Origin of the sequence: Parvularcula oceani, from assembly GCF_000733125.1 — a bacterium.
Classification (GTDB): Bacteria; Pseudomonadota; Alphaproteobacteria; order Caulobacterales; family Parvularculaceae; genus Parvularcula; species Parvularcula oceani.
Map to the genome: position 1 here is coordinate 395,040 of NZ_JPHU01000001.1, position 18,627 is coordinate 413,666.

At 68.9% G+C, this 18,627-nt stretch carries 22 protein-coding genes; 10 read left to right on the plus strand and 12 right to left on the minus strand.

Features of this window, described 5'->3' with window-relative positions; translation table 11 throughout:
* Positions 1–5: 5 nt before the first annotated feature.
* The 4 genes from IE88_RS0101890 to IE88_RS0101905 all read right to left on the minus strand — a co-directional run bounded on the left by IE88_RS0101890 (position 6) and on the right by IE88_RS0101905 (position 2,204).
* Positions 6–482 carry a hypothetical protein gene (locus IE88_RS0101890; protein ID WP_156032295.1) on the minus strand — a complete coding sequence of 159 codons (477 nt, stop codon included), beginning with the start codon at positions 480–482 and terminating at the stop codon, positions 6–8.
* Positions 483–607: 125 nt separating this feature from the next.
* On the minus strand, positions 608–967 hold the full coding sequence (locus IE88_RS0101895; protein ID WP_031549521.1) for a winged helix-turn-helix domain-containing protein: 360 nt from the start codon (positions 965–967) through the stop codon (positions 608–610).
* Positions 954–1,571: a hypothetical protein gene (locus IE88_RS0101900; RefSeq protein ID WP_031549523.1), complete on the minus strand. Its 618-nt coding sequence runs from the start codon at positions 1,569–1,571 to the stop codon at positions 954–956. Before IE88_RS0101900 ends, IE88_RS0101895 begins: the two co-directional genes overlap by 14 nt.
* 60 nt (positions 1,572–1,631) lie before the next feature.
* Positions 1,632–2,204 carry a hypothetical protein gene (locus IE88_RS0101905; protein WP_162178281.1) on the minus strand — a complete coding sequence of 191 codons (573 nt, stop codon included), beginning with the start codon at positions 2,202–2,204 and terminating at the stop codon, positions 1,632–1,634.
* Positions 2,205–2,340: 136 nt separating this feature from the next.
* Between IE88_RS0101905 and IE88_RS0101910 the strand changes: the two genes are divergently transcribed.
* The 3 genes from IE88_RS0101910 to IE88_RS0101920 are packed head-to-tail and all read left to right on the plus strand — an operon-like array spanning position 2,341 to position 3,734.
* Positions 2,341–2,553 carry a twin transmembrane helix small protein gene (locus tag IE88_RS0101910; protein WP_031549527.1) on the plus strand — a complete coding sequence of 71 codons (213 nt, stop codon included), beginning with the start codon at positions 2,341–2,343 and terminating at the stop codon, positions 2,551–2,553.
* Between the two features lie 33 nt (positions 2,554–2,586).
* Positions 2,587–3,171 (plus strand): cob(I)yrinic acid a,c-diamide adenosyltransferase, encoded by a 585-nt coding sequence (locus tag IE88_RS0101915; protein WP_031549529.1) that lies wholly within the window; start codon positions 2,587–2,589, stop codon positions 3,169–3,171.
* Positions 3,168–3,734, plus strand: coding sequence for a hypothetical protein (locus IE88_RS0101920; protein ID WP_031549531.1), 567 nt, complete (start codon positions 3,168–3,170; stop codon positions 3,732–3,734). The genes IE88_RS0101915 and IE88_RS0101920 overlap by 4 nt, the downstream gene beginning before the upstream one ends.
* Here the strand turns inward: IE88_RS0101920 and IE88_RS0101925 are convergent.
* Positions 3,731–4,147 (minus strand): BLUF domain-containing protein, encoded by a 417-nt coding sequence (locus IE88_RS0101925; RefSeq protein ID WP_051881374.1) that lies wholly within the window; start codon positions 4,145–4,147, stop codon positions 3,731–3,733. The genes IE88_RS0101920 and IE88_RS0101925 overlap by 4 nt on opposite strands.
* A gap of 145 nt (positions 4,148–4,292) precedes the next feature.
* Between IE88_RS0101925 and IE88_RS0101930 the strand changes: the two genes are divergently transcribed.
* The 3 genes from IE88_RS0101930 to IE88_RS0101940 all read left to right on the plus strand — a co-directional run bounded on the left by IE88_RS0101930 (position 4,293) and on the right by IE88_RS0101940 (position 7,964).
* Complete coding sequence (locus IE88_RS0101930; protein WP_031549535.1) at positions 4,293–5,042, plus strand: electron transfer flavoprotein subunit beta/FixA family protein; 750 nt, start codon at positions 4,293–4,295, stop codon at positions 5,040–5,042.
* Complete coding sequence (locus tag IE88_RS0101935; RefSeq protein ID WP_031549537.1) at positions 5,043–5,975, plus strand: electron transfer flavoprotein subunit alpha/FixB family protein; 933 nt, start codon at positions 5,043–5,045, stop codon at positions 5,973–5,975. It begins immediately after the preceding gene.
* A 138-nt stretch (positions 5,976–6,113) separates the two neighbouring features.
* Positions 6,114–7,964: a glycoside hydrolase family 2 protein gene (locus IE88_RS0101940; RefSeq protein WP_036766305.1), complete on the plus strand. Its 1,851-nt coding sequence runs from the start codon at positions 6,114–6,116 to the stop codon at positions 7,962–7,964.
* A gap of 32 nt (positions 7,965–7,996) precedes the next feature.
* Here the strand turns inward: IE88_RS0101940 and hemN are convergent, their stop codons facing one another.
* From hemN to IE88_RS0101965, 5 genes are all read right to left on the minus strand, one after another.
* Positions 7,997–9,319: an oxygen-independent coproporphyrinogen III oxidase gene (hemN, locus tag IE88_RS0101945; protein WP_031549543.1), complete on the minus strand. Its 1,323-nt coding sequence runs from the start codon at positions 9,317–9,319 to the stop codon at positions 7,997–7,999.
* Positions 9,320–9,321: 2 nt separating this feature from the next.
* The gene (locus tag IE88_RS0101950; RefSeq protein WP_162178282.1) at positions 9,322–10,131 is read right to left on the minus strand and encodes a universal stress protein; all 810 of its coding nucleotides are present in this window, start codon (positions 10,129–10,131) and stop codon (positions 9,322–9,324) included.
* Between the two features lie 67 nt (positions 10,132–10,198).
* Positions 10,199–10,348: a cytochrome bd-I oxidase subunit CydX gene (gene cydX / locus IE88_RS17755; protein ID WP_081871351.1), complete on the minus strand. Its 150-nt coding sequence runs from the start codon at positions 10,346–10,348 to the stop codon at positions 10,199–10,201.
* A 21-nt stretch (positions 10,349–10,369) separates the two neighbouring features.
* Positions 10,370–11,518 carry a cytochrome d ubiquinol oxidase subunit II gene (gene cydB / locus IE88_RS0101960; RefSeq protein WP_031549547.1) on the minus strand — a complete coding sequence of 383 codons (1,149 nt, stop codon included), beginning with the start codon at positions 11,516–11,518 and terminating at the stop codon, positions 10,370–10,372.
* A gap of 11 nt (positions 11,519–11,529) precedes the next feature.
* Positions 11,530–13,119, minus strand: coding sequence for a cytochrome ubiquinol oxidase subunit I (locus tag IE88_RS0101965; protein WP_031549550.1), 1,590 nt, complete (start codon positions 13,117–13,119; stop codon positions 11,530–11,532).
* A 120-nt stretch (positions 13,120–13,239) separates the two neighbouring features.
* Here IE88_RS0101965 and IE88_RS0101970 point away from each other — a divergent pair, with 120 nt between their 5' ends.
* The 4 genes from IE88_RS0101970 to IE88_RS0101985 all read left to right on the plus strand — a co-directional run bounded on the left by IE88_RS0101970 (position 13,240) and on the right by IE88_RS0101985 (position 17,512).
* Positions 13,240–13,893 (plus strand): OmpW/AlkL family protein, encoded by a 654-nt coding sequence (locus IE88_RS0101970; protein WP_031549552.1) that lies wholly within the window; start codon positions 13,240–13,242, stop codon positions 13,891–13,893.
* A 66-nt stretch (positions 13,894–13,959) separates the two neighbouring features.
* On the plus strand, positions 13,960–15,534 hold the full coding sequence (locus IE88_RS0101975) for an ABC transporter transmembrane domain-containing protein (protein WP_051881376.1): 1,575 nt from the start codon (positions 13,960–13,962) through the stop codon (positions 15,532–15,534).
* Positions 15,531–17,117 (plus strand): ATP-binding cassette domain-containing protein, encoded by a 1,587-nt coding sequence (locus IE88_RS0101980; protein ID WP_081871353.1) that lies wholly within the window; start codon positions 15,531–15,533, stop codon positions 17,115–17,117. The genes IE88_RS0101975 and IE88_RS0101980 overlap by 4 nt, the downstream gene beginning before the upstream one ends.
* Positions 17,114–17,512: a YbaN family protein gene (locus IE88_RS0101985; RefSeq protein WP_051881377.1), complete on the plus strand. Its 399-nt coding sequence runs from the start codon at positions 17,114–17,116 to the stop codon at positions 17,510–17,512. Before IE88_RS0101980 ends, IE88_RS0101985 begins: the two co-directional genes overlap by 4 nt.
* A 13-nt stretch (positions 17,513–17,525) precedes the next feature.
* On the opposite strand, the gene IE88_RS0101990 is transcribed toward IE88_RS0101985, so the two are convergent.
* Together IE88_RS0101990 and IE88_RS16175 are read right to left on the minus strand one after the other, a co-directional pair.
* Entirely contained in the window at positions 17,526–18,092 is a 567-nt protein-coding gene (locus IE88_RS0101990) for a Crp/Fnr family transcriptional regulator (RefSeq protein WP_051881378.1), read from the minus strand.
* Between the two features lie 83 nt (positions 18,093–18,175).
* Positions 18,176–18,577, minus strand: a complete 402-nt coding sequence (locus IE88_RS16175) for a response regulator (protein WP_051881379.1) — start codon at positions 18,575–18,577, stop codon at positions 18,176–18,178.
* Positions 18,578–18,627 lie beyond the last annotated feature (50 nt).

Sequence of the window (18,627 nt, forward strand, 5' to 3'; positions counted from 1 at the left end):
CCCCCTCAGCCGATGGGCGCAGCTGCGGGCACGAGGGAAGCGCCGGAGGCGCGCCGGAACAGCCAGGCGGCTGCGAGCCAGAAGGCGGTGAACAGCGCCGTGCCGAGAATCACGTCCAGAGGCCAGTTGGGAGAGCCCGCTCCCAGGCCTCCGGCCAGCGCGATGAGCGCGACGAGCACCTGCGCCGCTGCGGCGGCCAGCATGGTGCGCCCCATCCCGAGCGGCCGGAAACGAGCGATGCAGGCGCCGCCGACCGCGACTGCGATCACACCGGCATACATCAGATTGGCGTCCGTCGCGGACGAGCCGATGAAGCCGACCGCTCCGTTGACCCATACGAGCAGGAAGATCGTGCCCACGCCGATCAGGCATCCGAGCCGGTAGGCCATGCTTCCCGACCGGGTGAAAAGAAAGGCGAAGGCCGCGCCCGCGCTGCCGAGCGAAACCGCCGCGAAAAGATAGTCGCCCAAGGTCCAGTTCACCGCACACCCTCCATCTGTGACCGCCGCGAGCGGCCTCGGCCGCTGCCATGAAGAGTACTTTGCATTATAAAGCTGAGAGATGCAAGCCGATTTCCCGGTGACCCGTGGTCGGGGCGGCGGGTGCGTCAGGCCGGCTTCGGCGCGGTGTGCGGGGCGGCCTCCGTCGCTTCGCCGGCATCGCGCACGACCCGTTCGAGAACGCCGAGATAGTCGATGAAACGCTGACGTCCCTCTGCCGTCAGCCGGACCCGGGTCAGCGGGCGCCTGCCCTCGAAGCTCTTCGTGACATCCACGAAGCCCGCCTCCTCGAGAACCTTGAGGTGGCGGCTGAGATTGCCGTCCGTCAGGGCGCAGAGCGCCTTGAGGTCGGCGAAGGAAAGGCCCTTGGGATGCGCCATGAGCGAGGTCATGACCCCCAGACGGGCCTTTTCGTGGATCACCCGGTCGAGGCCGTCATAGGCGTAGGTCGGCTCATCGCGCTGCATGATCGCCTCCGCCTGCGCGTTTGAGGATGAGCGCCATCAGGCCCTGCCCCACCGCGAAAGGCAGGCCCATCATCCACGGGTCGAGGCTCCGTTCGGTGCCGGCGAGCGCCAGGACGATCAGGCCCGCCGCCAGATACCATGCGCCCACGAGGAGCGCAGGCGGCGGCAGCATCCTGGCCGCAGAACACAGGGCGAGCGCGAGGAGGACCTGCCAGATCCCCGGCAGCATCCAGAGCGTATCCGGCGCGAAGCGGTGAAGAACGAACATCACGGCCGCACCGGCAGCGCCAGCGGGCAGGAAATGCTCGACCGCATTGCCCATCATCGCCAGGGCGAGGCCGCGATGATGGCGGCGCGACAGGAACCACATCTCGACCCCGACGAGCGCGGCGCAGATGACAGCGAGGGCGATCCACGCAGTGAAATAGGCGCCGGGGCCCGCCGCGAGGGTTCCCGGCCAGACCGACTGGGCCGCGGCGAGCAGCAGGGCAAGCCCGCCCGTCGCCGCCGTGACCAGGGGGCCGAAGCCGCGAAAGAGCGTGCCCGCCGCGATCTGGCCGCGAATGGTGGCGATGTCCGCGATGGCGCGATCGACGTCACGCATGGAGAACCCCTTCTTTGCAGCGCAAAGTAGAAGCGGGGCGGCGGCGGGGCAAGCGTCAGCTCAGTCGAACGACACCCTGGGCAGGCGCAGGCGGCGGCGCGGCCGGATATTCCGGCGCTCGATCCGTCCGCCAAGAAGCGCTTCATAGGTCTCTTCGGAGGCGAAGGCGGGGCGATCGGCGTCCTCCCCCTCCCCCAGAAGCCGCACCACCGTCGTCATGTTGCGATAGCCGAAGGGGCCGCTCAGGCTGCCGTCGAGATCGAGTTCCGCCCGCGCTTCGAGGAGGTCCGCATAGCTGCCGATCCAGCCCGATTCGGGAACCGAGAGATCGGGCACGAGAAGCTCGCCGAGACCCGCCTCGTCATAGTCCACGAAGGTCAGGACGAAGCGCGGCGCGCCTGACGCCACGGCTTCGCCCGCAGCGCGGGTGAGCAGCGCCAGCTCCATCTCGTCGGTGCTGCGGAAGAGAGGCGTCGAGGCGGTGATCCGCAGGGTGGGTCCGCCGAGGGCCACCACGTCGGTCTGATCGACGATCTGCGACCAGGCCCGTCCGCGCATCTCGCCCACCGGGTCGGGCCCGGTCGCGCAGGCGGCGAGCAACAGCAAGATCATCACGCTCGGGCATCTGCGCATGGACACCGCTCCTTCACCCTGTCAGCCGAGCCCTTAGCGGCGCAGGGTTAACGCTTCCACCGCGACTGCGGCCACCCGTCCGATGGCAATGCCCGATCCGGCGCCTAGGTAGGAAACAGCTACTCTTGGAGCTCTCATGCTGAACGTTCTCCAGTTCTTCCTCATCCCGGTGGCGCTTCTGGCGGTCGGCGTCATTCTCGCCGCGGGCATCTATTCGCTCGCGAAGGGCGGCGAATTCGCCAAGAACAACTCGAACAAGCTGATGCGCGCGCGTGTCACGGCCCAGGCGATCGCCGTCGCGCTTCTGGTGATCTTCGCCTATCTGATCGCGAGAGCGAATGGCGGCTGACGCGAAGGCGCGGCCCGGAAGGAGGAAACGGGCATGGTCGTCCTGAACAAGATCTACACGCGAACCGGCGATGCAGGCGATACGGGCGTCGTCACCGGAGAGCGCCTGCCCAAGACGCATGCGCGGATCGTCGCCATCGGCGAGGTGGACGAGCTCAATGCGTGTCTCGGCGTGGCGCTCGGACAGCTGAAGGACGAGGAGCTGCGGGGCCGCCTCCTCGCGATCCAGAACGACCTGTTCGACCTGGGCGCGGATCTCGCCACGCCGAAGACGCTGCGCGGCGAGCTGCGCCTCCGGGCGAGCCGGATCGAGCGCCTCGAAGAGGCGATCGATCATTACAACGACGCCCTGCCCCCGCTGGAGAGCTTCGTCCTGCCTTCGGGGCCGGGCGGCGCCGGAACCCTGCATCTTGCCCGCGCCGTGGCCCGGCGCGCCGAGCGGGCGGTCTGGCGCGTCGCGGACCTGCCCGGCGACGAGGCGCATCTTTCCGCCCCCGTGCCCCGCTATCTCAACCGCCTCTCCGACTTTCTCTTCGTGGCGGCCCGGAAGGTCAGCCGCGATGCGGGCGGCGAAGTGGTCTGGGTGCCCGATGCGGGCGAGGGACCGGAGGAGGCATGAGGCCCGGCGCGGGCCTGGCTCTCGCCCTGCCCCTGCTCTGCTGCGCGATGGCGTTTCCGCCGCAGCCGCCCGGGGCGGAAGACCGATCCGAGGACAGGTCGGCGAGGCGCGGCGCCGATGGCCCGCGGGGCAAGTTTCCCGGCCCGCAGGACGGGTTCATGCTGCGCCTACAATCGCTTTGCGGCGGCGGGCTCTATCAAGGGCGGATCGAGGGCGGCGCGGCCGGCCCTGCGGACGAGCCGCTGACCCTGGGGCCCGCGAAATGCCGCCTTGAAGGCGGCGTCCTGAAAGAGATCGCGCTTCCGGTCGCAGGAGGCGGAGCCGCCCTTCAAGGCTGGGCGATCGTTCAGGAGAATGGCGAAATCCGTCTCCGGCCACTGCGCGATGGCGCGGCGGCCAGCTTGCCGGCCGAGGGGGAAGGCACCTTCACGCGGCAGCAATTCCCCGCAGCATCCGTGGAGATCGTGCCGGGGGACCGCCTGACGGTCCGGGCAGCGGGCGGGCCGGACGCGGCGTTCGATCTTACGCGCCGCATCTCCGATCGGGGCCTTGGCGCGTTCTAGGCGGCGTAGCGGGAGGTGATCCGGAAGAAGGTGCGAACCAGCACCCGGACCACCGGCGGCACGTCCTCGCGCAGCCGGGCCTTCATCTCGTCCTCGCTGAGGTGGAAGGCGCCCTCGTCGTCAAGATTGCGCGAGCCCATGGCCCAGTCGGGGAAGAAGCGCTCCTCGGTCTCGAGGTCGGATAGCAGGTCGAGGCCGGTGTGCCGCGGATCCTTCGCGATGACGCGCATCCGCTGCTCGACGGCGTCCTTCGGCCCCTCCAGCACCTGCAGGAAGGTGCCCTCGCGATAAAGCAGGACGCCGGACAGGCCAAGCCGGCTGTTGTTGCGCCGCGAGACGGCCAAAATGTCGCGCAGATCGTCCTCGCTCACCGCGCCCGTCGCGCTGCTCGTATAGATGACCGTCCGCAGCATGCAGCTCCTCCCAATTCGAACGACGCGTATGCCACAGGAAAGTTTCCGTCCCGTTGCCGCCCCGCGACGAAACTGCCCTGCGGCGTGGCGTTGAAGCTTCGCCTCTGCGTCATTAGTGTCCGCGCCGAACCTCAGGAGTGCCCGGATGAAAATTCTCGTCCCAGTGAAACGCGTGGTCGATTACAATGTGAAGGTGCGGGTGAAGCCCGATCAGAGCGGCGTCGACCTCGCCAACGTCAAGATGTCGATGAACCCCTTTGACGAGATCGCCGTCGAAGAAGCGGTCAAGCTGAAGGAGGCCGGCACCGCCGAAGAAGTGGTCGTGGTCTCGATCGGCCCCGAAAAGGCGCAGGACCAGATCCGCCAGGGCCTCGCCATGGGCGCGGATCGCGGCATCCTCATCACCAGCGACGAGGACGTGGAAAGCCTCGGCGTCGCGAAGATCCTGAAAGCGATCTGCGAAGAGGAGAAGCCCGACATCGTGCTGCTCGGCAAGCAGGCGATCGACGACGACCGCAATCAGACGGGCCAGATGCTGGCCGCGCTGATGGGCTGGTCGCAGGGCACCTTCGCCTCCAAGCTCGTCAAGGAAGGCGACAAGCTGCACGTCACCCGGGAGGTCGATGGCGGCCTGCAGACGGTCGCGCTCTCCCTGCCCGCCGTGGTCACCACCGACCTGCGCCTCAACGAGCCGCGCTATGCCAGCCTTCCCAACATCATGAAGGCCAAGAAGAAGCCGCTCGACAAGAAGGCCGTCGGCGATATGGGCGTCGATGTCAGCCCGCGCCTCAAGACCCTCAAGGTGACCGAGCCGCCCAAGCGCGAAGCGGGCATCAAGGTCGAGAGCGTGGAAGAGCTGGTCGACAAGCTGAAGAACGAAGCGGGAGTGCTCTAAATGACGGCTCTGGTCATCGCGGAACACGACAACGAAACCCTGTCCGACGCCACCGCCAAGACGGTCGCCGCCGCCTCGGAGATGGGCGGCGACGTGCACGTCCTGGTCGCAGGCTCCGGCGCAGGCGCCGTGGCCGAGGCCGCTGCCAAGATCGGCGGCGTCGCCAAGGTGCTGCATGCGGACGGCGAGGCCTATGCCAAGCAGCTCGCCGAGCCGATGGCGGCCCTGATCGTCAGCCTGGCCGACGGCTATGACGCGCTCCTCGCGCCCGCCGGCACGGACGGCAAGAACTACATGCCCCGCGTGGCGGCGCTTCTCGACGTGATGCAGATCAGCGCGATCACCGGCGTCGAGAGCGCGGACACCTTCGTCCGCCCGATCTATGCCGGCAACGCCGTCTCGACGGTGCAGTCCTCGGACGCGAAGAAGGTGATCACGGTCCAGCCGACGGCCTTCGACGCGCCCGCCGGCGAGGGGTCCGCCTCGGTCGAGCAGGTCGGCGACGGCGTCGATGCGCCCTCCGTCTCCGAGTTCGTCGGAGAGGAGCTCACCGAAAGCGAGCGCCCCGACCTGTCCTCGGCGAAGATCGTCATCTCGGGCGGCCGCGCGCTGCAATCGGGCGAGAACTTCGAGACGCTCATCTATCCGATCGCGGACAAGATCGGCGCCGCCGTCGGCGCGTCGCGGGCGGCCGTCGATGCGGGCTATGTCCCGAACGACTATCAGGTCGGCCAGACCGGCAAGGTCGTCGCGCCCGAGCTCTATATCGCGGTCGGCATCTCCGGCGCGATCCAGCACCTTGCGGGCATGAAGGACTCAAAGGTCATCGTCGCGATCAACAAGGACGAGGAAGCGCCGATCTTCTCGGTCGCCGATTACGGCCTGGTGGCCGATCTCTACGACGCCCTGCCCAAGCTGAAGGACGCGCTCTGATCCTTCGGCGGAGCCGCTCTTGGAAAGGCGCCCCTCGGGGCGCCTTTTTTCTTGCCGCGACCCGTCCGGTGCGGGCCGCCGTGGAAACTTCGCTCTCTTCCGGGCAGGGTGCGTGGCGAAGCAGTCAGCGAGGCCAGAATGAGGCTCGTCCCGATCCTGATCGCATTCCTCTTTCCGGTCGCTGCCGGCGCAGCCTCCGCCCAGAGCGGCGCCGTCCTGACCCATGCGGCCGCACGGGAGGGACAGGATCTGTCGGGCTCCTGGACTTATTCGATCGACCCCTCCCGCGACGGCCTCTACGGCTTTCACGGCAGCCCGGCTGGCGAAGGGCATCAGCGATTCGATCCCCGCGACGTGGAGGCCGTCATCCGCGAGCGGCCGGAGGCGCTGTTCGAATACGACATGCGGCGCGCGGCGCGCACGACCCTGCCCGGCTCGTGGACCGGGCATGACCCGGAGCTTCGGCATTACGAGGGGCTCGTCTGGTATGACCGGGCCTTCGAAGCGAACCTTGAGGATGACGAGCGTGCCTTCCTCCATATCGGCGCCGCAAATTACACGGCCCGCGTCTATGTGAACGGAGAACTCGTCGGGACCCATCGGGGCGGCTTCACCCCCTTCGCCTTCGAGGTGACGGATCGGCTGGTGGACGGAGAGAACCGGGTGACGCTCGGCGTCGATTCTGCCCGCGACGAGACGAGCATCCCCTCCCCGGTCACCGACTGGGAAACCTATGGCGGCATCACCCGGCCCGTGCGCCTGGTTATCGTACCGGAGACCTTCATCGACGAGGCCTGGGTCCGCATGACGCAGGAGGGCCGCATCGCGGCGACGGTCGCGCTCGACGGGCCGGAAGCAGCGCAGAGGCCTGTGGCGGTCAGGGTCCCCGAGCTCGACCTCACCTTGCAGGGAAGCACGAACCGGAACGGCGTCTTCGAAGCCGAAGCGCCAGCGCCGGAGAGGCTTCGGCGCTGGTCGCCGGAGGCGCCGAGGCTCTATGACGTGCAGATCGAGGCGGGCGCGGACAGCCTGCCCGAGCGCGTCGGCTTCCGCACCATTGAGGTCCGGGGAGAGAAACTCCTCCTCAACGGCGAGCCCATCTTTCTCCGCGGCATCTGCATGCATGAGGAGGAGCTGGGCCGTGATCCCGCCCGCGCGATCACGGAAGCCGCCGCACGCGCCCTGCTGACCGAGATCAAGGACGGGCTCAACGCCAATTTCGTCCGGCTGGCGCATTATCCGCATGCGGAAACCACGGTGCGACTCGCTGACGAGATGGGGCTGCTCGTGTGGAGCGAGATCCCGGTCTACTGGCGGATCGCATGGGAGAATGACGAGGCGCTCGCCACGGCGCGGACCATGCTGGAAGAGAATGTCCGGCGCGACCGGAACCGGGCCTCGGTGATCCTGTGGTCGGTCGGGAACGAGACGCCTGTCGGAGAGCAGCGCAACGCATTCCTGCGCCGGCTGATCGCAGATGTCCGAAGGCTAGACGACACGCGACTCGTCACCGCCGCCCTGCTCACGGAGTTCCGCGAGCAGGACGGCGAGCTTCTCACCCGCATCACCGACCCCCTCACCGCCGACCTCGATGTGATGGCGGTGAACGCCTATCATGGCTGGTACGGTCCTCTGCCGGTCGAGCGGGTCAGCGAGGTGCGCTGGCAGTCCGAATGGAACAAGCCGCTCATCTTCTCGGAATTCGGAGCGGGCGCGCTGGCGGGTTTCCACGATCCGGATTCGCGGCAGAAATTCTCCGAGGAGTATCAGGCCGAGATCTATCGCGAGACCTTGGAAATGGCGGAAGGCGTGCCCTTCCTGCAGGGCATGTCCCCATGGATCCTGAAGGACTTCCGGTCCCCACGCCGTCAGCACCCGGTCTATCAGCAGGGCTGGAATAGGAAGGGGCTGATTTCGGAGACCGGGGAACGCAAAGAAGCGTTCGGCGTCCTTGCCGACTTCTACGAGGAGATGGAAGCGGAGCGCTGAGCCAGCCTCCGCCGCCCCTGCCCCGGGGCGGCCTATACGGCCCGCGCGTGGGCCTGCGGCGCCGGACGGTGCTCCCTGTCGAGGGCGGCGGCGACATTGCGCGCATAGGGGCGTCCCGCCTCCGTCACGGTGAGGCGGCCATCGGCGACATCCACGATCCCCCGCCCCCGCAACGCCGTCAGTCCGCATGCCGCTTCGGCGAGAGCCCAGTCGGGAAGGTCGACGCCCCCGTCGCAGAGCAGCCTTTCGATCAATGCCCCGCGGCGGCGTTCCTCCGCCGTCAGATGGTGCCCGCGCGCGGTCGGCAGGGACCCTTCGCCGACTGCGGCGTAATAGCCCTTGAGCGTGGTTTCGTTCTGGACGTAGCCCTGCGGCAGGCGCGAGATGGCCGAGGGGCCGAAGCCGATGAGCGCCGTCGCGTCGTCCGGCGTGAAGCCCTGGAAATTGCGCTTCAGGCGCCTCTCCCGCGCAGCGACGGCCAGAGGATCGTCCGGCAGGGCGAAATGGTCGAACCCGATGCGCTCATATCCCGCCGCGACCAGTTCCTCGGCGGCGGCTTCGGCCTGCGCGAAGCGCTCGGCGGCGCCGGGCAGCAGCGCTTCGTCGATGACCTGCTGGTGCTTCTTGAACCAGGGGACGTGGGCATAGCCGAAGACGGCGACGCGGGATGCCCCGAGGGATGCGACGAAGCGGCAGTCCTCGCGCACATGCCGCACCGCCTGCCCCGGCAGGCCATAGAGGAGGTCGGCGTTCCAGTCCGCTATGCCGCCTTCAGCCAGCATGCGGACGGCATGGCGGATTGTCGCCGGGAACTGCACCCTGCCGATGCGGCGCTGCACCGCCTCGTCCGTAGTCTGAATCCCGAAGCTCGCCCTGGTCACGCCCGCATCGGCGAAGGCGGAAACGAGCGGCGCGCTGACGCCGCGCGGGTCGAGTTCGGCTGCGATTTCCGCATTGTCCGAAAAGCCGAAGATGCGCCGCAGCCCGGCGCCGATCAGCCGCACATCCTCCGCCGTCAGCATGTCCGGCGAGCCGCCGCCGAAATGGAGCGCGGAGGCCACCGGCCGCTCCGAAAGCCGCTCCTCGACGAGCCGCATTTCTTCCAGCACCGCATCCCTGAAGCGCCGGACGGGCGAGCGATGGCGGGTCACATGAGTGTTGCAGCCGCAATACCAGCATAGCGACCGGCAGAAGGGCACGTGGACGTAGAGCGAGACCCGGTCCTCCGCCGACAGGGCCCCGAGCCATCCGGCGTGGTCGGCCGGCGCGACGTCGCAGCGGAAGCGGTTCGCCGGGGGAAAGCTCGTATAGCGGGGCACCGCCGCCTCGGCGAGGCCGGCATGGAATGCCTTCATGATCAGTGCACCATGAATGTCGGCAGCTTGGGTTCGGTCACGAGGCGCCTGGTGACGCCGCCGAGGATCCGCTCGCGCAGGCGGGTGTGGGAATAGGCGCCGAGAAGCACGGCATCGGCCTCCGCCATCTCCGCCTGCTCGGCGAGGGTCGCGGTGACGCCGCCCTGCCCCTTGGCGACGCTTCGCCCCTCTGCCGCAAGGCCCGAGCGGCGAAGCGCATCGGCCACGGCGCCCGGTTCAGGCATGCCGATCGCGATATCGCCGACGGACAGGACCGTCACCCGCTCAGCGAGGTTCAGCATCGGCCTGGCGATGGCGGCCGCCCGCGCAGCCTCCACACTGCCGTTCCAGGCGAGGAGGATGTGTCTGGGGACGGGTCGCGCCTCGCCTGGCGGCGCGACGAGGACGCAGCGGCCGGAGCCGACGAGTACGGCCTCGGCCATGCCCGCCGCATCCGTGCGCTCGCAGACGGCCGGCGCCGGAACGACGACCAGATCGGCCAAGCGCGCCTGGATCCCGAGATCGACGACTTCGGTGCCTTCGGGCTGGCGCCATTCGGTCTCGAGGCCAGCGGCGCCCTCTTCGAACGCCGCCCTCATCTCCTCGGCGCGCTGAGCGATTCCTGACTGGAATTCCTCCACGATCGGCGCGTGCCAGTAATATTCGGCCACGGCGCCCACCGGATAGCGTTCGCGGACATGCAGGCCGACGAGCTTCGCCTTCGCGCTTTCGGCATAGGGCCGGGCCGCAGCCACGGCGTGCTTCAGACCCTTCAGGTCGTAGGCGGGAACGAGAATGGTGCCGAGTGTCACGGAAGACGCCTCCTTCTGATTGCCGAGGAAGCCTAGGACCGCCCGCGGGGGCGGTCCTTGCGCCATATCAGACTCCCGATGCCGGATCCTCTTGCAGGATCGGCCGGGAATGGGCGGGCGGGTGCTGACGCACCCGCTTCAGCTCGAACCACATCGCGTTCATGATCCCGACCGCCGCAGCGAGGCCGAGGCCGAGAACCCAGGCGAAATACCACATGGCTTTGTCCTTTCCCTATCGTCAGTAGGCGTGGTCGGCGGCCCGCAGGCCGTCCGTGGTCACCCGGCCGCTCATCACCCGGTATACCCAGGCGGTGTAGGCGAGGATGATCGGCAGGAAGAAGACGGTGGCGAGCAGCATGGTGCGCAGCGTGTTCCGGCTGGAGCTGGCGTCGAAGACCATCAGGCTGTGCGAAGGATCGACGGCGCTCGGCAGGATGAAGGGGAACATCGACACTCCGACCGTGGCGATGACGCCTGCGATGCCGAGGCCCGTTGCGACCAGCGTCACGCGGCAGCGCCCCGTCCAGAAGGCGAGCGCCCCTCCGGCGAGACCCAAGAGCCCGAGTGCCGGAACGAGCATCAGGAGCGGCGCTTCGCCGTAATTTGCGAGCCAGGCGCCATCCGCCTCCGCAGCCGTCTTGCCGAGCGGGAAGCTCGGCGTGCGGAAGTCTGCGGTGCTCGTCAGCTCATAGCCGCCCAGCGCGCCGAACGCGACGAGGAAGCCGCCGAGGGCGAAGAGGACGAAGGCACCGAAGGCCGCCCATTTCCCGATCTTCCTCGCACGCTCCGCGATGACGGGATCGGCCTTGAGGTGGAGCCAGGCCGCTCCGTGCGCCGCGATCATGAAGAGGGAGAGGACGCCGCAGAAGAGCGCCGCCGGATTGAGAAGGCCGAACAGCCCGCCCTGATAGTCGGGGCGCAGGTCGTTGTCATAGGCGAAGGGCACGCCGATCAGCGCATTGCCCACCGCGACGCCGAAGATCACCGGCGGCACGAGGCCGGAGACGACGATCGCGAGGTCCCAGCGCGAGCGCCATTTCGCGCCCTCGCGTTTGGAGCGGTATTTGAAGGCGACCGGGCGCAGGATCAGCATGAACAGCACCAGGAACATCGCCAGGTAGAAGCCGGAAAAGCTGAGCGCGTAGAGCGCCGGCCAGGCCGCGAAGATTGCGCCGCCGCCGAGGATGAACCAGACCTGGTTGCCTTCCCAGACGGGACCGAACGTGTTGATGACGACGCGCCGCTCGTCATCGCCCCTGGCGACCAGCGGCATCAGCGCCGCCGCCCCCATGTCGAAGCCGTCGGTGACGGCGAAGCCGATGAGCAGCACGCCGAGCAGCGCCCACCAGATGACCCTCAGGGTCGCGTAGTCGAACAGGAACTCCATGAGTGTCTCCGTTATTCTGCGGGTGACAGGGCGGGATCGTGGCGGCCCTGCTCGCCGAGACCGGGCACGAGGTCGTCCAGCTCATCGACCACTGACGGCCCTTTGCGGATCGCGGCCAGCATCAGCCTGACCTCGATGACGGCCAGAACGCCGTAGACGAGAGTGAAGCCCGCGATGGTGATGAGGATGTCGGACAGAGCGAGGTTCGATGCGGCGAGGAAGGTCGGCAGCACGCCCTCGATGATCCAGGGCTGGCGGCCGTATTCGGCGAGGAACCAGCCGAGCTCGATCGCGATCCAGGGCAGCGGCAGAGAGAAGAGCGCCGCCTTGAGAAGCCAGCGCGGCGGCGTCTCTTCCTTGGTCGTGAAATAAGCCGCGACGCCGAACAGCACGAGGAGGACGAGGCCGCAGGCCACCATCGCCCTGAAGCTGAAGAAGGCGGCCGGCACGGAGGGCACGGTGAACCAGGCCGCTTCGCGGATCTCGGCGTCCGTCGCCGTCAGCGGATCCTCTGCGAATTGCCGGACAAGCTGGGCGTAGCCGAGATCCTCGCGGTGCTCCATGAAGGCTTCGCGCGCTGCCATGTCGGTCCTGTCCGCCTTGAAGGCTTCCAGCGCCTCATAGGCGAGGAGGCCGGAGCGTATGCGCTCCTCGGCATGGTCCACGAGCTCGAAGATGCCGGGGATCGCGGTATCGAGGCTGCGCGTTCCGATCAGGCCCATGACGAAGGGCACGTGGATTGCGAAGCGCGTCTCGCGCGCCCTCTGATCGGGCAGCCCCACGATGGTGAAGGCGGCGGGCGCCTCCTCCGTATGCCACATCGCCTCCATCGCGGCGAGCTTCATCTTCTGGTGGTCGGTGACCGCGTATCCGCTCTCGTCGCCGAGGACGAGGACGGACAGGGTGGAGGCGAGGCCGAAGGCCGCCGCGATGGCGAAGCTGCGCTGGGCCAGCGCGATGTGCCGCCCCCTGAGCATGTAGAAGGCGGAGATGGCGAGCACGAAGACCGCTCCCGTGACATAGCCCGCTGAGACCGTGTGAACGAACTTCGCTTGCGCGACCGGATTGAAGATCACGGCCATGAAGTCCGTCACCTCCATCCGCATGGTGTCGGGATTGAAGGCCGCACCGACCGGGTTCTGCATCCAGCCATTGGCGACGAGGATCCACAGGGCGGAGAAGTTCGCGCCGAGAGCGACGAGCCAGGTCACCAGGAGGTGCGCCCTGGCGCTCAACCGGTCCCAGCCGAAGAAGAACAGCCCCACAAAGGTCGCCTCGAGGAAGAAGGCCATCAGCCCCTCGATGGCGAGCGGCGCGCCGAAGACGTCGCCGACATAATGGCTGTAGAAAGCCCAGTTCATGCCGAACTGGAATTCCATGGTGATCCCGGTGGCGACCCCGAGCACGAAGTTGATCCCGAAGAGGAGACCCCAGAACTTGGTCATCTCCCGCCAGATGGAGCGGCCGGTCATGACATAGACCGTCTCCATCATGGCCATCAGGATCGACAGGCCGAGCGTCAGCGGCACGAAGAGAAAGTGGTACATCGCCGTCAGCGCGAACTGCAGGCGTGAGAGGTCCGTGATCAACGGATCTGGCATGAGAATCCTCCAGCGTTCCGCGAGGACGTGCAGCAACGCCCCTCACGCGTCCTTGAGCGAGCGCAAGGAACGCTTTCCCCCGCCATGTGACCGAACCGTCATTCAGCAACGGAGGTCCTCATGCGACGCCCCGCCTTCCTGTCCGCCCTGCTTCTCGCTCCTGCGCTGGTGCCGGCCGCCCATGCCGAACAGGGCGACCTTCTGGTGCGCGCGCGCGCCATCCTCGTCGCGCCGACCGAAGACACGTCCGGGGTGGAGCCGGCTTTTCCCGATGGCTCGGTAGCGGTCGAGAATGCCGTCGTCCCCGAACTCGACTTCACCTATTTCCTGACCGACCGCGTGGCGGCGGAACTGATTCTGGCGACGAGCCCGCACGATCTGAACGGCACGGGCGATCTCGACGGCCTCGGCGATCTTGCCGATGTCTGGGCGCTGCCGCCGACCCTCACCCTTCAGTACCATTTCGCGCCGGAAGCCGCGGTCCGGCCCTATGCGGGCGTCGGGCTGAACTACACGATCTTCTACTCGGAAGATGCCTCGGACAGCCTGACGAACGCGATCGGCGAGACGGATATCGATCTCGACGACAGCGTCGGCATCGCCTTTCAGGCGGGCGTGGATTTCGATCTGAACGAGGACTGGTTCGCCAATCTCGACGTGAAATACATCCAGATCGACACGGATGCGACGCTGACCACGGGCACGCTCGTCAACACGGTGGAGGTCGATCTCGACCCGGTCGTCGCCGGGATCGGGATCGGGCGGCGGTTCTGAGGCCGCATCGCGCTTCCTTGCGCTCCCTCAAGGAAGCGTGATGCCGCTGCGCCTAGTCGTCGTTCGGTGACACGACAACGCAAGACCCTCTCCGCGGCGCAGGCCGAGCTGGCCGCGCTGAGCCGGGACGGCCGCCGCGCCGCCCTGCTCCTCGCTCTCCTCTCCCGCGCCGGGCGTCTCGCGAGCGGCCTCTCGCTCGCGACCCTGACAGGCGGGATCGTCATGGAGGGGACGGTGTCGGCCCCGGCCCTCTTCGCGCTCGGCGCCGCCCTCTGCACTGCAAGCGGGGCTGCTGCCGCGGGCGAAGCGGTCGCGGCGAGAACCGAAGGCCGGGCCGCGGCGAGAGTCGTGTCCTGGTTCGAACGCCTTGCGGGCAGGGCGCGGGTCGATGAGGTTCAGCGCTTCGATGCCGGCGACCTCGCCGGGCGGCTGGCGCGCCAGCCCGCCGCCGCCGCCGCCGCGGTCGTCACCGTGCCCAACGCCAAGGCGATGAGCGCCCTCGGCCTCGTCATGGCGCTGGCCGCGATGGCCCTCTTCTCCTGGCAGGCCGCCCTCCTCCTCCTTCTCTGCCTGCCGGTGATGATCCTCTTCTTCATTCTTGTCGGCGGCCTGACCAGGCACCGCGCCGCCCTTCAGGAAGAGGCGCTGCAGCGCGTCTCCGGCAGCTTCGCCGAGCGGGTCCGGTGCCTGCCCACCCTCCTCGCCTGCCATGCGACGGAGCGGGAGGCGGAGCGGCTGGAAGCCGCGCTCGCCGAGCACGAGGCGCGCAGCCGCGACGTCCTGAAGGTCGCCTTCCTCAATTCCGGCGTGCTCGATTTCTTCAGCTCGCTGAGCGTCGCCATGCTGGCGGTCTTTCTCGGCCTCGGCCATCTGGGGCTGGCGCAGGTTCCGGGCTTTTACGGCCTCACCCTGGCGCAGAGCCTGAGCGTTCTGGTGCTCGCGCCGGAGGTCTTCGCGCCGCTGCGCCGCTTTGCCGAAATCTACCACACCGCCGCCGAGGGGCAGGCGGCCCTCGACAGCCTCGAGGAGGTCCGGGCGGCGGCTCCCGCCGCCGATCCGCGCCTGCCGACCGGGCGGGCGGGCGCGCGCGGCGTGGTCCTGGCCCACGCTGGCGCCGTGCAGGACCTCGACCTGCCCGAGCGCGGCCTCGTCGCCCTCACCGGCCCCTCGGGCTGCGGCAAGACGAGCCTGCTGCGCGTCCTGGCAGGAGTGGACGAAGCCGCGGCGGGACATGCCTTCACCGCCGGCCGCAAGCAGGCCTGGGCGGCGGCCGATGCGTGGCAGCCCGGTGGGCGGCTGGGCGGGATGACGGATGCCGCAACCGCGCAGGCCCTCGGCCTGCTGAGCGAGCCGCGCTTCGCGGACGGTCTCTCCGCCCTCATCGCGCAAGGCGGCGCGGATCTGTCGGGCGGGCAGAGGCTCCGCCTCTCGCTCGCCAGGGCAGCGGCGAGCGATGCGGGCATCGTCTTCGCGGACGAGCCGACGGCGAAGCTGGACGCGCAGGCGGCGGCGGGGGTTCGCGCCCTTCTCGGCCGGCTCGCCGAGACCCGCCTCGTGATCGTCGCCACCCATGATGCCGAGCTCGCCGCGGCAGCGCGCATCCGGATACCGCTCGCCCACCGCTTCGAGGAGGCCGCATGACCGCTTTCATCGATGACAGGCGCTGGCGGGCGGCGCTGGTGCTGGCGGGTCTTTCCGCGCTTTCCGGCGTGCTGCTGGTCGGCGTCTCCGCCTGGTTCCTCGGCGCGGTGGCGCTCGCGGGCCTCGGGCCTGCGGCCTATGCATTCAGCTTCCACCACCCCGCCGCCATCGTGCGTCTTCTCGCCCTCCTCAGGACGGGCACGAAATATGGCGAGAGGATCGCCGGTCATGCCGCCGCCCTCCGCGATCAGACCCGTCACCGCGGCCGCCTCTTCCGCCGGATGGCGGGCGCCGAGGAAAGCCGGGCCGCAGGCTGGCAGCTCGCCCGCGCCGACCGGCTGCAGAGCTTCCTGGACGAGGTCGAGGCCGTCGATTTCGCGCGGCTTCGGGTGGTGATGCCCGTCCTGGCCATCACCGGCGCGGGGCTGCTCGTCGCCGTCCTCACCGCATTCACCGTTCCCCTCGCTCTGCCCACCATACTCGGCCAGGGCGCGCTGCTGCTCTTCGCGGCGGAACGGCTCTGCGCGGAGGCCGATATCCGGGCCCGTAAGGCCGAGGCGGGGCGGCGCGAAGCGGGCGAGCGGCTGGGCCAGCAGCTCTCCGGCCTCGTCTCGCTCGAAGGCGGCGGCGAGCGGACGCTGCGCCTCGGCGAGACAGCCCGCATCTCGCGCGCAGCCGAGAGCGCCGCTGCGGCGGGGCGGGCGCGTCTCGGTGCCGCCGATGCCCTTCTCTCGGCGCTCGGCCCTCTTGCCGCTGCGCTCGTCCTGGTCCTCTCGCAGATCGGTGGGATGCGCGGCGAAGCGCTGCTGCCGGCCGTGCTTGCCGCCTTTTCCTGGCTCGCCCTCGGCGAGCTGATCGCGCCCCTTGCGCGGGCGAGCTTCGCGCGGCGCAGCGCCCGGCGGGCCGGGGAGGCCCTGTCGGTCTGGGTCGATGACGACGAAGAGGTCAGCCCCGCGGGTCCGGCCGAAATCGCGGTGAGCGGCCTCCCGCTGCGCGACCCGCAGGGACACGCTCTTGGGTCGTCCGTGACCTTCGCGGCGCGGCCCGGGCATCCTGTCGCGCTGCTCGGCCCCTCGGGCTGCGGCAAGACCACGCTCCTCAAGAGGCTTGCAGGCTGGCTGCCCTGGCAGGAGGGCCCGCACCCGCTCGGCTCTGCCGCAAACGCCCGCGCCGCCTCGCATCTCAGCCTGCACGATGCAGCCGTCCTCGATGCGACGGTGCGGGACAATCTCTTTTCGGCCGCAAGCGGCGAAGAGCTCTGGCGCGCCCTCGAAGCGGCCGAATTGGCAGAACGCATTCGCGAGGCCGGCGGCCTTGACGCCCGGATCACGCAGGACATGCTGTCGCTCGGCGAAGCCCGGCGCCTCGTTCTCGCGCGGGCCTGTCTCAGCGCGGCGCCGCTCATTCTCCTCGACGAGCCGGGCGAGCATCTGCGCATCGATCAGGCCGAACGCATTCTCCGCCGCCTGCTTGAGAGGCTTTCCGATCGGACTATCCTTCTCGTGACGCATGAGCGGCGCCTGGCCGCGCTTGCGGCGACGACCGTGCACACGGCGACGACCCGTGGAGAAAGAGAGCGATGAGAGCGTCCGGCCGTTCGAGCTTGCGTCCCGTCTGGCGAGGCGCAGGCTATCTCTGCTTCGGCATCGGGGCCCTCGGCGCGGCGCTGCCGCTCCTGCCGACGACCGGGCCGTGGCTTCTGGCGGTCTGGTGCCTGTGGAAGGGAGACGACCCGCTGGCGCGGCGGCTTCTCGATCACCCGAGATTCGGCCGCGCGCTGAGGGAGTGGTTCGAAGGCGGCCGGATTTCGCGCAAGGGAAAGATCGCGGCCACGGCCGGCATGGCGGCTGCGGTGGGCATCGTCGCGCTGGCCGGTGCGGCGAGCGTGCTGCTCGCCATCCTGGCGGCGGTGCTCGGAGGCGTCTCCGCCTGGCTCTGGTCGAGGCCGTCGGCGGCGCCTGAGAAGATGGCCGGCTGACGCGCCTCGCGCCTTACGCCGCCAGCGCCTCGCTCATCTGATAGGTCCGCCCGGCGAGCCTGGTCAGCACCGCCTCGCGCTCCCACTGCGCGAAGGTCCGGCTCACGGTCTCCAGCGTCAGGCCGGTGAAGTCCGCGATCTGCTGGCGGGTCAGCGGCAGCTCGAAGCGCCCGTCCCGCTGCCCGAGGCAATCGGCGGCGAGACGCACGAAATCGGCCAGCCTCTCGGCGGCGCCCTTGCGCGACAGCATTGTGAGGTGACGGCGTTCGAGTGCGAGCCGGTCGCGCATCTGTTCCATCAGGAAGGCCGCGCCATCGCCCGTTGCCAGAAGGTCTCCCGCTTCGAACCGTGCGACTTCGCAGGGGGTCAGCGCCTCTGCATAATGGTCCACGACGCCGTCCGTCTCGAAATGGAGGAGGTCGCCGGGACCCGCCAGATCGAGCACCTGACGCCGTCCGTCATCGAGCAGGGCGTAGAGGATGACGGCGCCGGAGAGCAGTTTCGGCAGGGCCCCGCCCTGCTCGCCCGCAGCGAAGATCGTCGCGCGCTTCGCATAGTGCCTGACCGGTGCGGCTGCCATGATCCTGTCCCTTCTGCCTTGCGGCAGACCATGCCGCCCGGGGAGCGGCGCCGGAATCAGGAGGAGTGCGTAAGGAACATTCCCTATGCCGACAGGCCCGGGGGCAGGCAGACATCCCGCACGGCATGGGCGAGGAAAGAGCCCGCGACCGGCTTTCTGAGCGCGAGCAGCGGCCTGATCGACCGGACCGCGCGATCGAACGCGGCCCCCCTGACCCCGGACAGAAGCACGATCCGCACCTTCTGGCCTCTTGCCCGCAGGGCATTGGCCACGGCGACGCCGTCGAGGCCCGGAAGGTCGATGTCGAGCAGCAGGAGATCTCTCGCCCCGATGGCGGCCTCGCGCAGGAAGGCCTCGCCGTCGGGCCAGCTCCGGATCTCGTACCCTTCGGCGCCGAGGACGAGGCCCATGGCCTCGCGCACCGCATCGTCGTCCTCGACCACGTGGATCGTAGAGGTGAAGGTGCTGGAACCATCGATGGCCATGAGGATGTCCTAGGGCCTAGCGGAGCGGCAGTCCTTGCGTGAGCGCAAGC

What these genes read in the sequence shown, in the direction of transcription:
- cydB (WP_031549547.1), bottom strand. Translation starts at nt 11,518, where the DNA reads ATGGAGTTCCTGTTCGACTACGCGACCCTGAGGGTCATCTGGTGGGCG.
- IE88_RS0101990 (WP_051881378.1), bottom strand. Translation starts at nt 18,092, where the DNA reads ATGGCAGCCGCACCGGTCAGGCACTATGCGAAGCGCGCGACGATCTTC.
- IE88_RS0101940 (WP_036766305.1), top strand. Translation starts at nt 6,114, where the DNA reads ATGAGGCTCGTCCCGATCCTGATCGCATTCCTCTTTCCGGTCGCTGCC.
- IE88_RS0101920 (WP_031549531.1), top strand. Translation starts at nt 3,168, where the DNA reads ATGAGGCCCGGCGCGGGCCTGGCTCTCGCCCTGCCCCTGCTCTGCTGC.
- IE88_RS0101905 (WP_162178281.1), bottom strand. Translation starts at nt 2,204, where the DNA reads ATGCGCAGATGCCCGAGCGTGATGATCTTGCTGTTGCTCGCCGCCTGC.
- IE88_RS0101985 (WP_051881377.1), top strand. Translation starts at nt 17,114, where the DNA reads ATGAGAGCGTCCGGCCGTTCGAGCTTGCGTCCCGTCTGGCGAGGCGCA.
- IE88_RS0101900 (WP_031549523.1), bottom strand. Translation starts at nt 1,571, where the DNA reads ATGCGTGACGTCGATCGCGCCATCGCGGACATCGCCACCATTCGCGGC.
- IE88_RS0101980 (WP_081871353.1), top strand. Translation starts at nt 15,531, where the DNA reads ATGACCGCTTTCATCGATGACAGGCGCTGGCGGGCGGCGCTGGTGCTG.
- IE88_RS0101970 (WP_031549552.1), top strand. Translation starts at nt 13,240, where the DNA reads ATGCGACGCCCCGCCTTCCTGTCCGCCCTGCTTCTCGCTCCTGCGCTG.
- IE88_RS0101965 (WP_031549550.1), bottom strand. Translation starts at nt 13,119, where the DNA reads ATGCCAGATCCGTTGATCACGGACCTCTCACGCCTGCAGTTCGCGCTG.
- hemN (WP_031549543.1), bottom strand. Translation starts at nt 9,319, where the DNA reads ATGAAGGCATTCCATGCCGGCCTCGCCGAGGCGGCGGTGCCCCGCTAT.
- IE88_RS0101925 (WP_051881374.1), bottom strand. Translation starts at nt 4,147, where the DNA reads ATGCTGCGGACGGTCATCTATACGAGCAGCGCGACGGGCGCGGTGAGC.
- IE88_RS0101910 (WP_031549527.1), top strand. Translation starts at nt 2,341, where the DNA reads ATGCTGAACGTTCTCCAGTTCTTCCTCATCCCGGTGGCGCTTCTGGCG.
- IE88_RS0101895 (WP_031549521.1), bottom strand. Translation starts at nt 967, where the DNA reads ATGCAGCGCGATGAGCCGACCTACGCCTATGACGGCCTCGACCGGGTG.
- IE88_RS0101915 (WP_031549529.1), top strand. Translation starts at nt 2,587, where the DNA reads ATGGTCGTCCTGAACAAGATCTACACGCGAACCGGCGATGCAGGCGAT.
- IE88_RS0101930 (WP_031549535.1), top strand. Translation starts at nt 4,293, where the DNA reads ATGAAAATTCTCGTCCCAGTGAAACGCGTGGTCGATTACAATGTGAAG.
- cydX (WP_081871351.1), bottom strand. Translation starts at nt 10,348, where the DNA reads ATGTGGTATTTCGCCTGGGTTCTCGGCCTCGGCCTCGCTGCGGCGGTC.
- IE88_RS16175 (WP_051881379.1), bottom strand. Translation starts at nt 18,577, where the DNA reads ATGGCCATCGATGGTTCCAGCACCTTCACCTCTACGATCCACGTGGTC.
- IE88_RS0101935 (WP_031549537.1), top strand. Translation starts at nt 5,043, where the DNA reads ATGACGGCTCTGGTCATCGCGGAACACGACAACGAAACCCTGTCCGAC.